This window comes from Vibrio sp. Vb0598, from assembly GCF_033338935.1.
Classification (GTDB): domain Bacteria; phylum Pseudomonadota; class Gammaproteobacteria; order Enterobacterales; family Vibrionaceae; genus Vibrio; species Vibrio alginolyticus.
In genome coordinates this window covers 110159-124859 of the sequence record NZ_JAWOTP010000001.1, presented here as the reverse complement: position 1 = coordinate 124859, position 14701 = coordinate 110159, and the positions used below count along the sequence as shown (strand labels likewise).

15 protein-coding genes are annotated in these 14701 nt (G+C 44.1%); 6 read left to right on the top strand and 9 right to left on the bottom strand.

Annotated features, from left to right (window positions below; genetic code table 11):
- Window positions 1–243: 243 nt before the first annotated feature.
- Window positions 244–762, bottom strand: coding sequence for an NUDIX hydrolase (locus R7Q38_RS00570; protein ID WP_005374021.1), 519 nt, complete (start codon window positions 760–762; stop codon window positions 244–246).
- A 277-nt stretch (window positions 763–1039) separates the two neighbouring features.
- On the opposite strand from R7Q38_RS00570, the gene R7Q38_RS00565 reads away from it, so the two are divergent.
- Window positions 1040–1306, top strand: coding sequence for a DUF333 domain-containing protein (locus R7Q38_RS00565; protein ID WP_005374023.1), 267 nt, complete (start codon window positions 1040–1042; stop codon window positions 1304–1306).
- Window positions 1307–1555: 249 nt separating this feature from the next.
- Window positions 1556–2212 carry a hypothetical protein gene (locus R7Q38_RS00560; protein ID WP_005374025.1) on the top strand — a complete coding sequence of 219 codons (657 nt, stop codon included), beginning with the start codon at window positions 1556–1558 and terminating at the stop codon, window positions 2210–2212.
- Here R7Q38_RS00560 and R7Q38_RS00555 read toward each other — a convergent pair.
- Complete coding sequence (locus R7Q38_RS00555; RefSeq protein WP_239938622.1) at window positions 2202–3044, bottom strand: YdcF family protein; 843 nt, start codon at window positions 3042–3044, stop codon at window positions 2202–2204. The genes R7Q38_RS00560 and R7Q38_RS00555 overlap by 11 nt on opposite strands.
- A gap of 131 nt (window positions 3045–3175) precedes the next feature.
- Between R7Q38_RS00555 and R7Q38_RS00550 the strand changes: the two genes are divergently transcribed.
- Window positions 3176–4546, top strand: coding sequence for an L-serine ammonia-lyase (locus tag R7Q38_RS00550; RefSeq protein WP_017819764.1), 1371 nt, complete (start codon window positions 3176–3178; stop codon window positions 4544–4546).
- Window positions 4547–4667: 121 nt separating this feature from the next.
- Here the strand turns inward: R7Q38_RS00550 and R7Q38_RS00545 are convergent, their stop codons facing one another.
- Window positions 4668–4904, bottom strand: coding sequence for a hypothetical protein (locus R7Q38_RS00545; RefSeq protein ID WP_005374030.1), 237 nt, complete (start codon window positions 4902–4904; stop codon window positions 4668–4670).
- Window positions 4905–5152: 248 nt separating this feature from the next.
- Between R7Q38_RS00545 and R7Q38_RS00540 the strand changes: the two genes are divergently transcribed.
- Window positions 5153–6028 carry a LysR family transcriptional regulator gene (locus R7Q38_RS00540; protein WP_005384388.1) on the top strand — a complete coding sequence of 292 codons (876 nt, stop codon included), beginning with the start codon at window positions 5153–5155 and terminating at the stop codon, window positions 6026–6028.
- 68 nt (window positions 6029–6096) lie between these two features.
- On the opposite strand, the gene R7Q38_RS00535 is transcribed toward R7Q38_RS00540, so the two are convergent.
- The 5 genes from R7Q38_RS00535 to R7Q38_RS00515 all read right to left on the bottom strand — a co-directional run bounded on the left by R7Q38_RS00535 (window position 6097) and on the right by R7Q38_RS00515 (window position 11820).
- Window positions 6097–6966: a LysR substrate-binding domain-containing protein gene (locus R7Q38_RS00535; RefSeq protein WP_239938624.1), complete on the bottom strand. Its 870-nt coding sequence runs from the start codon at window positions 6964–6966 to the stop codon at window positions 6097–6099.
- A gap of 200 nt (window positions 6967–7166) precedes the next feature.
- Entirely contained in the window at window positions 7167–8147 is a 981-nt protein-coding gene (locus R7Q38_RS00530) for an OmpA family protein (protein ID WP_171342660.1), read from the bottom strand.
- A gap of 455 nt (window positions 8148–8602) precedes the next feature.
- Complete coding sequence (locus tag R7Q38_RS00525) at window positions 8603–9727, bottom strand: M14-type cytosolic carboxypeptidase (protein ID WP_017819760.1); 1125 nt, start codon at window positions 9725–9727, stop codon at window positions 8603–8605.
- A gap of 113 nt (window positions 9728–9840) precedes the next feature.
- The gene (locus R7Q38_RS00520) at window positions 9841–11241 is read right to left on the bottom strand and encodes an FAD-dependent oxidoreductase (RefSeq protein ID WP_065275124.1); all 1401 of its coding nucleotides are present in this window, start codon (window positions 11239–11241) and stop codon (window positions 9841–9843) included.
- Window positions 11242–11460: 219 nt separating this feature from the next.
- On the bottom strand, window positions 11461–11820 hold the full coding sequence (locus tag R7Q38_RS00515) for a DUF3316 domain-containing protein (protein ID WP_017819758.1): 360 nt from the start codon (window positions 11818–11820) through the stop codon (window positions 11461–11463).
- Window positions 11821–12232: 412 nt separating this feature from the next.
- Here R7Q38_RS00515 and R7Q38_RS00510 point away from each other — a divergent pair, with 412 nt between their 5' ends.
- Together R7Q38_RS00510 and R7Q38_RS00505 are read left to right on the top strand one after the other, a co-directional pair.
- The gene (locus R7Q38_RS00510) at window positions 12233–13159 is read left to right on the top strand and encodes a VirK/YbjX family protein (RefSeq protein ID WP_239938628.1); all 927 of its coding nucleotides are present in this window, start codon (window positions 12233–12235) and stop codon (window positions 13157–13159) included.
- A gap of 12 nt (window positions 13160–13171) precedes the next feature.
- Window positions 13172–13723: an outer membrane beta-barrel protein gene (locus R7Q38_RS00505; protein WP_182015801.1), complete on the top strand. Its 552-nt coding sequence runs from the start codon at window positions 13172–13174 to the stop codon at window positions 13721–13723.
- 68 nt (window positions 13724–13791) lie between these two features.
- Here R7Q38_RS00505 and R7Q38_RS00500 read toward each other — a convergent pair whose 3' ends face one another.
- Window positions 13792–14697 (bottom strand): EamA family transporter, encoded by a 906-nt coding sequence (locus R7Q38_RS00500; RefSeq protein WP_318113945.1) that lies wholly within the window; start codon window positions 14695–14697, stop codon window positions 13792–13794.
- Window positions 14698–14701 lie beyond the last annotated feature (4 nt).

Genomic DNA, 14701 nt, shown 5'->3' with positions numbered 1-14701 from the left:
CATTGTGTTTGCAAAAAAACATGAAAACCAATGGTCAGACCTAATAATTATTTACACACTAAATGTAAAACAGCTATTGTTTTCATAGTTCGAAACAAATCTAACATATCAAGATGACGCTTCGCTTGCGCGTCTGGAATAAGTCCGGGTTCCGGGGGGGAGTCCGGACTTTTTTATTGCTCTAAAATCTTTGCCCACAATAGAGCCAACAGAAGCTAAGTCGTAATGATGCAAACTAGCTGTTTATAGTAATTCTTTAGAAATCAACTGAAGTAAAAACGTTTCGCGCTCAATGCTCATGCCTTTTTTCGGGCTTTCTGCCATCGTTTTTTCATTGTGTGCAATTGCTTCGTGTATGTTCATCCATACCGGGCGCATTCCATTTTTAACTTCGTAATCTTCATACGCCGTTTCGCCTAGCTCACGTTCGATTTTACATGTATAACAATACGACACCATGTGCATCACGTCAGCGTCATCCTTGTACCACGGACGAAACTCCTCAAAGATTCCGAAAGGCTTAATACCATGTATATTTTGGGCGCCCGTTTCTTCCTCTAATTCACGGACTAATCCAGCAATGACATCTTCACCATCATCAATACCACCGCCTGGTAGCGTGTAGTCATGGTAACGTTCTGTATAGAGCAACAGCACATCTTCACCATCAAGTACAATGGCTCGCGCTGCATTGCGCTGAAAAACAATTTTGTCATCCAAATGCTCTATGTCTGGATGAACGGTCGATTTTAAATGTCTCATCGAAAATACCACGGTCAATGTTTTGTGCGCATATTACCGAATTTCACACTTTAAATCATTGTTGTAGGCCAGGTACGTTCGAGCGCTTGTCAGGAAGTGATTGATATGACCTTCACAACAATACGCCAAGAACAGAAGTGTGACGTGCTAATCAGCAATAAATGAGAATATCTAAATTCTTATACGTCCCTCTTACTTTTAACATCGATAAGACAATAATCTCTTAAAGTTGCCTATAATCAATACAATACTCGCCCACCCCATGCGGAGATAAAGAATGAAAAAGACAAATTTAATGATGGCTATGGCTGCAACATTGGTACTGGCTGGTTGTTCAACTTACGAGGGAGCGACCCGATCAACTGAGTATACCTCCGTTGCAAATCCCGCAGCCGTATACTGTGTTCAGCAAGGTGGTGAGCTGGATACCGTGTCGGAAAACGGCGAACGTGTCACTTACTGTGTGCTGTCGGACAATGAACGCGTCGAGCAATGGGAATACTATCGCGAGAATCACAAAGAAAATGAGGGTGACAACTACTAATTATTTTTATCGATACGTCACCTTCCCTCTATCACTTAGGAGCCTTTGGGCTCCTTTTTTATTTGATTTATCAAAGTGTTCTTACGTTGTTTTTACATATCTCTGACTTTACCGCACATCGACCCTATATCGAACAGTGTTCTATTCTTGACATTCCCCTGACATAACTTTCCACTTGGACAATAAAATTCCAAACACAGATCACACTAATTCACATTTCTTCCACATTTTCTGGGACAGGTGAGCAAGATGAAAACACAAATAGTAAAAGAAGCCGAGTCAGCCCCAAGCAACGTTGTTACTGAAAAATCAAAGCGCATTATTTATAAATCGAGTTTAAACGCCTTGATGATTGTCGCTATAAGTATTCTCGTTAACCTTAGTCTTCGTCTTGATTATGTCGTGTTGGGATCAAGCCTTGGCGAGCTTTCCGTTACAGAAACGCTCCAGCTTGTGATGCTTGCTATTGCATCATGGTCGTTTTTCAGCTTATCGAAACAACAGCCTCAGCTAAAGCATGCGGCTATTTTGATTGCAGGATTTTTTGCAGTACTGATTATTCGCGAAACGGACTATTGGACAGACATGATTCATCATGGCTCTTGGGTTTTCCCAGCACTTGCTGTCACCGCACTGGCTTGCGCCAAAGCTTACCAAGGTGGTAAAGGTACCATGAACGAAATGGCGACCATTTTAACGGTGCCACATATGAAGCTATTAGTTGGTGCTGTAATGCTATTATTAGTCTTCTCTCGTTTGTATGGTATGGGTAGTTTTTGGCAACAAGTGATGGACGAAAATTACATCCGTGATGTTAAAAATATCTCAGAAGAAGGTATAGAACTACTTTGCTACTGTTTGATCGCATTAAGCGCCGTCCGCACAAAACGCGAGCTTAATGAATAGACTCTGGGTCAAAGCGACGGTTCAATGCCGTCAGTATCGGATGGAAGATACTTAATGCCTTTTCCGCAGCACCTACAGATTCATCCAAGGCCGTCATTTCGACGGCCTTTTTCATTTCTTCAATATGTTGCAAAGCCTCTTTATCGAGCGGTAAAGAGAGCAATTTGTGAATAGCATCTCTTGCGATCATAAGTGGCTTTTTTCGGACAATTGATAAATCTCGGAAAAATGCGCCATGCTTGATCCCTTCTAAATAAACTCGGTAGGTTGTGAGTTCATCGAGTAGCAAGAATGTCTCCGCCATAAGCCCTTTATGTGGGTATGGCACGCTAATATGTTTGCTGATATCCAGTGGAATATTGAGAGTCACCCCCATGGATTCGCAATCGGATTTAAGTACTCGTAATAAGCCTTGCTCATCCATCAAATTCTGGATATCAATGATTCGTTCGAGGTGGTAGTCATTAGACAGCAAGATAACCTCAACCGGATGCCCCGACCATAACTCGAACACCCCACTTTTGCACAAAACTTGGGAAACATAACGCATGTTTTGAAACGTGTTCAACGACTCCGTTTCTAAGAGTATATGACGTTCAGGGAACGGATTCACAGAGTCTGCGTTTAGGGTTCTAAAATACGCGTACATCGCCTCTGCTTCAGAAACACTTTGTCCTTGCGTTACTCCGCCACAAAAAATAATCGCCGTTCGCTCTATCGGTAGTGATGCAGTCCTACAAGACAAAGCTTCGACTCTGGTTATGCCCTCAGAGGTCAACCTGTTATTGACGAGGCGTTTACCTAAAACGATGACGATGTTGTCTAACTTCATTTTAAAATCTCGCGCTTAGTTGGCAGTGTTACAAAAATCTTCTTTCACTCCCGACCCACAAGCTTTAACATCTAGTTAACAACACTGTTCTAGAGACCTTTATAAAGGTTCACTGCTAAAGGAAGTCAATTATGCTGTCGATTTTCGATATATTTAAAATTGGTGTCGGGCCATCCAGCTCCCACACTAATGGTCCTATGCTTGCCGGATTCCATTTCACTCAGCTAGTTAGCGACTCTATGGCGAAAGTGCATCGGGTGCAAGTGGACCTTTATGGCTCATTGTCACTGACAGGTAGAGGGCACCATACAGACCGAGCAACGGTCCTTGGTTTGATGGGAAATAAACCTGATACCATCAAAATGAGCAGTGCCAAAAGTGCGCTACAAAATACCATAGACAATAATACGCTCATGCTCGCCGGTACACACCAGATTGAGTTTAGCTACGACCATGACATCGTCTTTCATAGCGACAACCTTCCCCTGCATGAAAATGGCATGACGATTACGGCATTAGACGCAGCTGGAGATCAAGTAGCGTTTGAAATTTATTACTCCATTGGGGGCGGATTCATCGCCACCGCCGACGAACTAGAGAACGGCACGCAACAAGATGAGGTCGCAGTACCATTTCCGTTTACATCCGCAGATGAGATGCTGGAAAAAGCCGAGACGAACGGTTTCAGCTTGGGAGGCATGATCCTCCAAAACGAACTCGCCTTTCGCTCAGACGAAGAAATTAACCAAAGAGCAGAGCAAATTTGGAAAGTGATGTCGCTCTGCATGCAACGTGGCTTCGATACGGAAGGGATTTTGGAAGGTGGTCTAAATGTCACTCGTCGAGCACCAAACCTTTTGAAAAAGCTCGAAGCCAACGCTGCAGTTGAAAACGATCCGATGGAGATCATGGATTGGATCAATCTCTTCGCCTTTGCGGTTAGTGAAGAAAATGCAGCAGGAGGGCAAGTCGTCACTTCTCCAACGAATGGTGCAGCAGGGGTGATTCCGGCGGTATTGATGTACTACCATCGCTTCATCAAAGAGCTCGATGTTAAACAGCTAAAAGACTTTCTCGCAGTCGCCGGCGCTATCGGCATCTTATATAAAACTAACGCGTCAATTTCTGGTGCAGAAGTGGGGTGTCAGGGAGAAGTTGGGGTTTCTTCATCCATGGCTGCCGCTGGCTTAACAGCGCTAAGAGGGGGCAGTAACGAGCAGATTTGTATTGCTGCGGAAATTGCGATGGAGCATTCATTGGGTATGACTTGTGACCCGATTGGCGGCTTGGTTCAAGTACCTTGTATTGAAAGAAATGCCATGGGAGCAATGAAAGCGATTAATGCATCGCGTATGGCATTAAAGCGCACAAGTAAATGCTTAATTTCGTTAGATAAAGTTATCGAAACCATGTATCAGACTGGTAAAGATATGAATAAAAAATACCGTGAAACCTCTTTGGGGGGCTTAGCTGTCATTCATATGGCACCGCCATGCGAATAATGGCAGGTGGTCATTGCGCTTAGCTTCTCACCATGCGCTTATCTGGTAATTGTGATCTGATGATATTACATATAGAAATGCCGCGTTCTTCGCGGCATTTTCTTAACAAGAAACTATTCGATTAATCACGTCGACCACGAAGTTCAATTTTTTGAGTTGCAGCATCCGAATGGATTGTTACACCGCCATAGGCCATTTCATTGCGACCCTTCAGCGTCAATTGAGAATCTGCACGCTCTACGTCAACCTGATTTTTCGTTGCCATCGTCATATCAATCGTGCCCGTGTATGACCCATCGCCAGCAAATGCTACGTTTGTTGAGCAAACCATCAAAACAAGTGCGATTAGTTTTTTCATACATCACCTCTATTATCGTTCTTACTTTCTTTCGGTGGAAAAACTGTAACAACAGAAACGCGCTCATACGAGGAAAGCCATTATTTACCAAATGGAAATCCATGCTAATAAACTGATGTAACCAAGAATAACTTATCGTTACCTTCAATAAATCAGGGATAAGGCAGCAACGTAAATTGACCGAGCGTTGTCTTTTCTTAAGAAATTCAGCGATATGATTTGTCGACAAAAGCCAAGCGAGACAATGTATGAGCGTTAATCTGGATATTCAAAATATTTTGGTATTAAAACGGATGTATGAGTTACGTAACGTCCGGTTAGTCGCAGAATCACTCGGTAAAACGTCAGGAGCAATCAGCAAAAATCTGACTAAGATGAAAACTCAGCTCAATGATCCGCTATTCGTTCAGACCAAAAATGGCTTTGAACCAACAGCTTTTGTGGAAGCGAACATTGCGCATTTTGAGCAAATAATCAACAGTATTGATTCCATCAAACCACAGCATTTTTCACCAGCTCATTTTGACGGTTCAATCACTATTTATGCCAACACATTGTTTTGGGAGTACTTTGGTGACAAGTTTTACTTGGAGTTACTAAAGCACGCCCCAAACGCAAAATTCTCATGTTTGCGCTGGGGTAGCGAAGCAAAAAAACGATTAATTGACGGTGAAAACGCCATTGCGATTCATTACTTTGATGAAGATCTGCCACAGTCAATTGTTCAGACCGAACTAGGGCGAGGAAAAGCGGTATTTTTTGTTCGACAAGATCATCCCGCTCAAAACTCCCAAGAACTAGAAGAATACCCTTTTATACTTTTTAAAACGCCGGGATGGAACGACTACCGATACCCAGTGTTGGAAAGGCTCAAACATATGGGTTTTAGAACCACACCTAAAGTGGAAATTGAGCATCCAGCGATGATTCAAAAAGTGCTTCTGCAAACGAATCATTTTGGCATAACGATGAGTGGACATGTTCCTAAGGGTTGCCGGAGTATCGCGCTTCCTGCTGGGCTAGAGCTTGATGTTCGCTACGTGATGAGCTGTCGTCGCTCTCAACAGCAAGCTCCGGTAAATCAGTGGTTATTAGATGTCATTAAGCATGTCGCTCAGTCCTAGACTGATGACTTGCTACTGCTAATAATAGCTAAACCACACATGCGCTCTACTCACTCGCTGAACGAACATTAAAGACTCTGTATTAACCATCGAGCAAAGGTGTTTACGTGTGATTTTTCGGATGCTCGAACCATCATATAATGTGCACCAGAACTTGGCATATGCCAATTTCCAGCCTGGACTAATACGCCCTGTTGCAGCTCATCCTCAACAAGAAAGTCTCTTACCAGCAACACGCCAAGTTGATTAATCGCAGCATGAATAGCAAGCAATGAATGCTCAAACTCGGCGACGACTTTGCTCACCTTCCCTTGATAACCTTGGTGCGCAAGCCAGTCTTGCCAAGATTCATGATAACCGCTAGTACAGATTTTAGGCACTTTAGCTAACTGCAAGAGGTCATTTATCGGGTTTAAATGCATAAAGCCCGGGCTTGCGACAACTATCCAGTTTTCTTGGGTTAATCGTATGGCTTCTTGCTCTTGCCAATCTCCATCTCCGTTAATAATTTCGATATCCGCAATCGCACTGGCGTTTGGAACTGTATTAGCAGTTGTCGAGACTTTAAAGGAAATGTCTGGGAATTGTCGCTGAAAATCAGCCAATCTTGGCATTAACCACTGAGAGCAAAAGCTGTGAGCGACATGTAAGTTAACTTGCGTATTCTTGGGACGAGTAAATAAATGCTGCGTCGTGGTCGATAATGTTTGAAGCACATGATTAACCACAGGCCAGTATTCTTGTGCGGAGCAGGTCAGCGTAAGGTGAGTGCCCTTACGCTCGAATAACGTCGCATCGAGCTGTGACTCTAGCGATTTCACCTGTTGGCTGACGGCCGCACGAGTCACATTTAGCTCCTCTGCGGCTTTTGTAAAACTCTGTAGTCGCGCCGTGGCTTCAAAAGCTCGGAGCAAATTGAGCGGCGGTAAACTTTGCATATCATTCTCCCAAACACTTGGCTGTCATGCTATGAACTGGTGATGACAAATTGATGAAGGTGCTGAGTTTACGTATGTTGAGCACATGTCAAAGCGTCCCGATATAACTATGTTTCTACACAACTACTTAGTTAGTTAAGCGGGATCAAAAAAGCCAGCGTGATACACGCTGGCTTTTGGAACTTTATCTTAAGCAGGAATTATTCTGCTTTTTCAGTTGTTTGGTATTCAAACGTAGGAACAACCACTTCAACACGACGGTTCATTTGACGACCTTGACGTGTCTCGTTGCTTGCCACTGGGTTAGCTTCACCCATGCCTTTCACTGTCATACGCTCAGCCGCAATACCTTTTGCTTGGAACTCGTCAGCAACGGCTTTCGCACGTTTTTCTGTGAGTTGCTTGTTGTAAGCAGCAGAACCTGTCGTATCGCTGTAACCCGTGATCTCAACTTGAGCTTGTGGGTAAGTATTCATCAAATCAACGGTACCAGAAAGGTTCGACGCGTCTTTCACTTCTGCACTTTCTAAGTCGAATTGTACTGTCGCTGTTGTTTGAGCAGGGTAAACGTGATCTACAATGCGTGTTGCAGGACGTGCTTCTACCACCTCTTCAACGGCTTTTTCTTGAACGACAGGCTCAGAGCCAAACTTGTAGTTGAAACCGATACCGAAGAAATCTGAATCCATGTCTTCAATTACATCATCAGACATATCTTGGTAGCGTTGGTATTCAGCACGTAGGCTCCAGTTGTAGTTGATTTGGTATTCAGCACCCAGAGAGCCAGTTGGTACGAAATCTTTCTCGTCACCAGCCATCATGTATGCAGCACCAACTTTCGCGAATAGATTCCAAGAATCCGTTAGCGGTAGGTTAAATTTAGGAGCAAGCGTCAACGCCCAAAGATCACCATCAACGGTGTTTAGGCCAGGCTTTTTGAAGTTTGCAGTGAAGTCACCAAGGTAATCAACACCATACTCTGCTGCAACGTACTTGTTGAAGCTGTAGCCTAAGTGCATAGATGCTGCAAAACTGTCGTCGTCACAAGGTTCGTTTAGGTAACACGCATCGTTTAGAGAGTTGTAACCTACTTTACCGCCCATGTAAGTGTCAGCAAGTGCAACGTTTGAGATCACACCACCAGCAAGTACAGTAGCCACTGCTATAGCGATTTTTTTCATTATTCTTTTCCTTTTTCTTGTACACAAAGCAACACACCGCGGCAGCATACTGCCGTAAAATATGAAGCCGTAACTTTCTCTTTTCTTCGAATAGAAATAGCTAAATAGCGTAGGAAAGAATCAAAAATGATATTCAAACGCCAATGACGTAAAACGGAAAAAGGTAACCTCAAGACCATCTATTCATGAGCTTCATCCGCATACCCAACCGAAAAATAAAGTTCGTTGCGTTGGTTTAGCCATAGTCAATTCGTTGCGGAGAATATCACAAAGAAGCCAACTTTCTGTGACGCAAATCACCATAAAAAGCCACTTTCTCAAATTTAAGAATCATCATTTAAGCTTGTGAATGGCAACAAATTTTTACAGGGGAGCGTGGATATGGAGAGCGCAAAAAAACAGCTCATTTAAAATGAGCTGTTTTCGAAATAATGAAAAAGCGTTAACTCGTCGCGCTAAATTTTATCCGCTACGGTTAACGTTGCAGCTAATACATCTTGTCCAAACAAGACACTACGCTCAGGAGACCAACCGTAAAGTGGATCTGGGTGATTGTTGTTATCTTTAAATGGCATTTCGATTGTGTAAGACAAGCATTTGAACTGCTCTGCAACCCAATTTGAACCGACCGTCAAATTCGCTTTACCAGGCTCATCTTTATCGTAACCAATCTCATCTTGGAACTCTGGCGTAATAGTCAGTAACGCTTGCTTAAATGATGTCTCTAAAGCGGCAAGATTTTCATCGTAAGAAGGAATACCTTCTGAGCCAGCGACGAAGTTATACGGAATCGCTTCATCGCCATGAATATCTAAAAACATGTCAACACCCGTTTCCAGCATGCGCTGACGCACAAGGTAGACTTCTGGGCTCTTTTCCATTGATGGCGTTTGCCATTCACGATTTAGGTTTACGCCTACTGCGTTGGTACGCAAGTGACCGCGAATACCACCGTCTGGGTTCATGTTTGGTACGACGTAAAGCACCGCTTTTTCAAGCAATGCACGCGCAACCGTGTCGTTTTCATCTAACAGACGTTGGATCATACCTTCCATGAACCATTCCGCCATTGTCTCACCTGGGTGCTGACGTGCAATCATCCAGATTTTCTTTTTGCCTTCTTCTGGCTCACCGAAAGTAAGCAAGCTCATGTCGTTGCCGTCTAATGTGTGGCCTAGTGTTTCAAGTTGGCAGTGGTGCGCGCTTTGTGCCATGTGTAACAAGTCTAAATGACGATCGTACGTGTATGGCGCAAAGTACGCGAAGTAAATTGAGCTGCGCTCAGGGATTACAGTGAAAGTCAGCGTGTCGCCATCGAACTCTGCCGGTACTCGGAACCATTCTTCACGATCGTAAGACGCAACCACATCGTAACCTTGCCATCCTTCTGGATAAGCCGATTTAGCCAAATCAAGCAATTTGATGGTGTGCGATTGCTCAGCTTCTGTCTCAAGACGGAAGTGGAACCACTGGTAGAATTCCGACATATTGTCGTTAGGAATTTTGAGTTGGATGTCGTTTTTGTCGTCCGCTTTCACTACGTGAATGCTGCCGCTATCGAAGTTGCTGAATACTTTCATTTTATGACTCACCTTTTAAATCTGAGCTTGAAAGACAGAGGCTAACACAAGGCTTCATCGCGCCCCAATGACTTTCACTGCAAACTGTCTCGTTTGTGGCTAAAGTCTTCAGTTTAGTCAAGCTTATCCGCTTTGCCTGCTGGTCCTGCAAGTTTTGCTAGCCACTTATCCCAGATAAACGGCGTTTTCTCGTTATCTTCTGCTTCCTCTTTTCGACGTACCGCGTTGCGCACTATCATAGCCCCGGTCCAGCGAAGCGGTTCTGGTGGGAAATGCCCCAACGGCCCTTTGGCTAAACCGCTTTTCGTCCATTCATTATCGATTCCCAATGCCAACGAAGATAAGATTTTTCCGCCCATTCGAGTCTGCGCTACACCATTGCCTGAATAACCAAATCCGTAAAAGATATTGCTCTGTTTATCTAGCTCGCCGAAAAAAGGGAAACCAGTAGCAGAACGATCAGAGCCCCCCGTCCATGAATAAGCAAACTCCTCTCCTCTCAAATGAGGAAACAACTTATCGAACGACTTGCGCAGTAGACCTTGGTAGCGTGTTGGCTTGTTAAACATTGCGTCAACTTGGTTATTGAAAGAAAACTGATTGCCGCCTTTCCCCAACATCAAACGGCCATCTGGCGTATCTCGGTAATAGTGGACGAAGATACGTGAATCCAACACGCTAAAACCTGCCTGCCAACCAGATAGAGGTAGTGAATCACCAAGCGGCTTGGTGATCACCATGTCGGAAGAAACCACCACGATACTGTTTTTGAACTGTTTAAACTGCTCCACCATCCATGCATTTAATGCCAATACCACCTGCTGCGCTTGAATGTTTCCTTTAGGTGTACAGACAATGGCAGGTTTTCCATAATCTAGACGCGTCATCGGCGTGTTCTCATAAACTTCTACACCCAGATCAATAGCAACACGGCGTAACCCCCTCACTAATAATGCAGGTTGAACGCTGGCTGCAACTGGAGAGTGAAAGCCTTCTATATGTCGAGGTGAACCCGCATTGGCACGCAGTTCCTCCACCGAGCAACGACGCCAACTGTTCACTTCTAATCGCTTTAACTCGTCCACAACTGGCTGCATTCCCCCAGTTTGAGCCTGATTGGTTGCAGTGTAATAAACCCCTTTTAACGATAATTGCGCATCGATGTTGTGCTGCTGACAAAAGTCGTCAATCTCGAGCACTGCTTGTTCCGACTCTTTTACTAACCAAGCAGCATGTTCTTCACCGAATAACCGTTTCAATGTCGGGAACTTGGTAGACCAAGTCAACATACAACCGCCGTTTGCGCCCGATGCACCACTGCCACAAAGGCCTTTTTCAATCACGACTACCTTTTTTTCCGGAGATTGCTGCTTAATCATAATCGCGGTCCAAAGTCCGGTGTATCCGCCACCAACAATCGCAACGTCACTATTAATGTTCTGCTGTAACGGTTGTGGCGTTTCTGGTTGCTCAGCTTCAATTGCCTGCTTGAACCAATATGAATGATGTGTCATCGGGTATCCTCGTTAGTGCGTTACATCCATTTCCGCAAACACTTTACAAACGATGATGACAATCAACGAGCAAGAAAATCTAACGCTGAGCGATAGAAAATGTTGCACTGAGAGTGTGAAAATTTTCGCTTTCGACAAAAACAAAATGGGGAGCTCGTGGCTCCCCAAAACAAACAGCAAAAAATATTAGTGGTAAACAATTCAAGTCCGTCTTACTGGTTAGTATTTACCGGTATCACGCATGCGGTACTCGTATTGAACATTGAGAATAGGCTGGTAAACAACTTGCCCGTCACTTTGCAAGAACTCATTTACCATGACTTTTGAGTCAGTGATAGAAAACGATTGGCGATCAACATACGTTGTAAGGCTCGTAAACTCATCACGGAGTTGTCCAGATGATTTATTTTGGTAGCTTTGGATCATGTCTCGGCCCATTTCATAAGCCGCTTGTTTGCTATCCATTACGTCGCCATGGATAGTTTCGGTATCGTTTGTCCACTGATAACCACCAGCAAGAGCCATAGAAGGTGCAGCAATCAGAGCAATCGTACTTGCTAAAGTTGTTAAGCGTTTCATAAACCTCTCCTTACTTACCTTTACATCGGGCCAAAATTGGCTCGATACTTATAAGGTACGTATAAAGACCTAAAACACGTCAAAACAATTTCAAATAATGTTCAATTTTCGTTCAACTTATTTCACATTAACCTAGCAACTCAACGTCATATTCAGCCGACATTCGCATTTTCTTCCTTTTGAACAATGGGTTTCAACCTGACACTTCCTTACCAAACCATACAATACCTAAGGTCAATTTTCTCTTAGAATTCCAGCAAAAGAACACTGTTCAAAACCTTACACAAACGTCGGACACAGCAAAAACCACCTCTTTTCAGTCGTGCTTTGCATTCCTCCTTTTCGGGTTCTTCGCTGCTCGTCCGTCGGTTCTTAATTGTCGCTATTGAGCACAAGTTAATCTGGAGTGAAAATGACCGCGAACAAATCCATTTTTTACCATAGCAAATCGATTTACTCAGATGATTATGCTGATGTCTACAAGCCAATTTGGACCTACAGAGCTAAGTTCATCTTACGTGCGCTTTATTACAAACGTGCGTTTAAGCACCTTTCAGACAATATTGAATCGTCATTGTTAGAGTTGCTTTGTACGCGTACACACCGATTCCTAGAAAAACCGTTTCGCCCGTACATCATCAAGAATAACTCCGCCTTTGATCGCTCCAACTTGGTGGTTGATCACTATAAAACGATTTCAGAACTGTTTTCTAAACAAACAATCGAAGAAATCTACACAGACTCGAAAGGCCTAACATTAGCCTCTTTTGAAATTGACGAAATACTGTACTCGGTGAGATTAGTATACGAAGCACGTTATCAAAAAGAAGGCGAAATGAGCCTAGTGCTGCACAGCGCTGAAGATGGCAACTTCTACACGCTCTCTTTTACGCTAGGTCACATCGAATCTGGACGCAGCATTATGATTGGCGGCTTACAAGGACCGCGAAGCAGTGAAGAAAACAACGCGAAAATTAAAAAGCTAACTCGTAAGCTTTACGGACAGAGACCAAAAAGCTTGATGGTGAGCTTGCTCACTTTGCTCGCACAAATTTGGGAAGTAAATACGATTCTAGCGGTGAAAACGCAGTCCCATACTTACGCAGCTAAACGTTACAGCAAAGGGCGAATAAAAACGGATTACGATGCACTCTGGCAAGAATTGGGCGGCACCGAATACAATCGTCATTTTTACTCAATTGATGTAAATGCACCCCGTCGAGATATCGAAGGCATGTCGCGCTCTAAGCGTTCGATGTATCGTCGCCGTTATGAATGGCTAGACAACACCAAGGTCACTTTCGAACAAATATTAAAAGGCGAGCAAGCTAAAAGCTAAGGAGAAGCGTTCATGCGTTATTCATTCATTACTGCTTTAGTGCTGTCGGCTTTTTCTTTGTCAACCAATGCAGAAACCAGTGTGCACATCATAGGTACAAACATTGGCTATGGCGATGTGAACTACGATGCTCCGACAAGCAAAGAATCAGGCGACATGTTCTTAGGTGAAATATATTACCGCTACATGCCAACACATAACTTTGGTATCGAAGCAGGTTATAAAGGCGCGTTTGACGGTATCGGCTCGATACTCGTGAGTCCGATTTCAGAAGTCACCGATACGAGCTTCTCCGGACCTCGCTTGAGTGGCTATGCTAGCTATCCTCTGGGTTCAGGTTTCGAACTGTACGGCAAGGCAGGTGTCACTCTCTACACTCTCGAATACACTTATAAAGTGAACGGTCAGAGCAAGAACATCGAACACTCAAGTGTCGGAGGTGAAGCGGCTGGCGGTATCGGCTGGAGCTATAAACACTTTGGTTTGAATGCAGAATATGTGTACTCAAAAAACAGCGATTTTGACTCTAGCGGCGTGATGTTTGGTGCGCAACTGCGTTTTTAAACAAGGCTTACAAGTTAATACAAAAGGCAGCGAGAGGCTCATTCGCTGCCTTTTTTCGTGAATATAGGTCAATACGCAAGCGCGAGAATGATCCCAGCCACGATAGAAGTAACGCCAAGCCCTCGGGTGAGATACCATTTCTCAGACAGAAACCAAATCCCCATAAACAATCCAAACACGATGCTGATTTGCCTTAGTGCCACCACCAAACTTACGTTGTCTGTCATGGTCATCGCAAACAACACCAAGCCGTAGGTGGATGCCATCATTACCCCTGCCATGCTGGCTGTTTTGCGGATCTGCCACGCTGTCTCAATCTCATCTGGCTTGCCCATAACTAAGCACCATACAAGGGCTGGAATACCAATCGCCCAAAACTGCACGCCCAAGTAGAAGATTGCACTGTACTGATCATTCAAGATCTCTGATGCTTGTCTTGTGAGTAAACTCAGCGCTTCTTTATCAACCACGGAGTAACCCGTTGTGCCTATTGCGGCAATCAATGCCCAGAACACACCAACGTTCAAATAAGAGCCCAATGTCATCTGACGAAAGTTCGTCAGTGGTACCAGCATACAACCAAGTGTAATCAGCAAGAATCCAAACCACTGCTGACTGGATAACTCATGCCCCAATGCCACACTGATTCCGCTGACCATCATCACAGGCAGCGCCCGAGCAATCGGATAAACCACACCCACATCAGCGTGCTTGTAAGCGACAATCAAACCAACCAGATAGACCATTTGTGAAATGCCGCTAATGAACAGCAACCCCCAAAACTCACTCGGTAATGATGTCCAGCCAATGGTTGCCAAATACCAAATCAAATAAGGGGTAAGAATGAAACATGCAGAAAAGCTGGCCGCTATAGTAAACGCGAGCCCTGACCCAGAGTTGCTTTTACCAAGGATATTCCAACCCGCATGGAGAACAGCAGAAAAAACGACGAGACCAATCGCCAACAAATCCATTTCA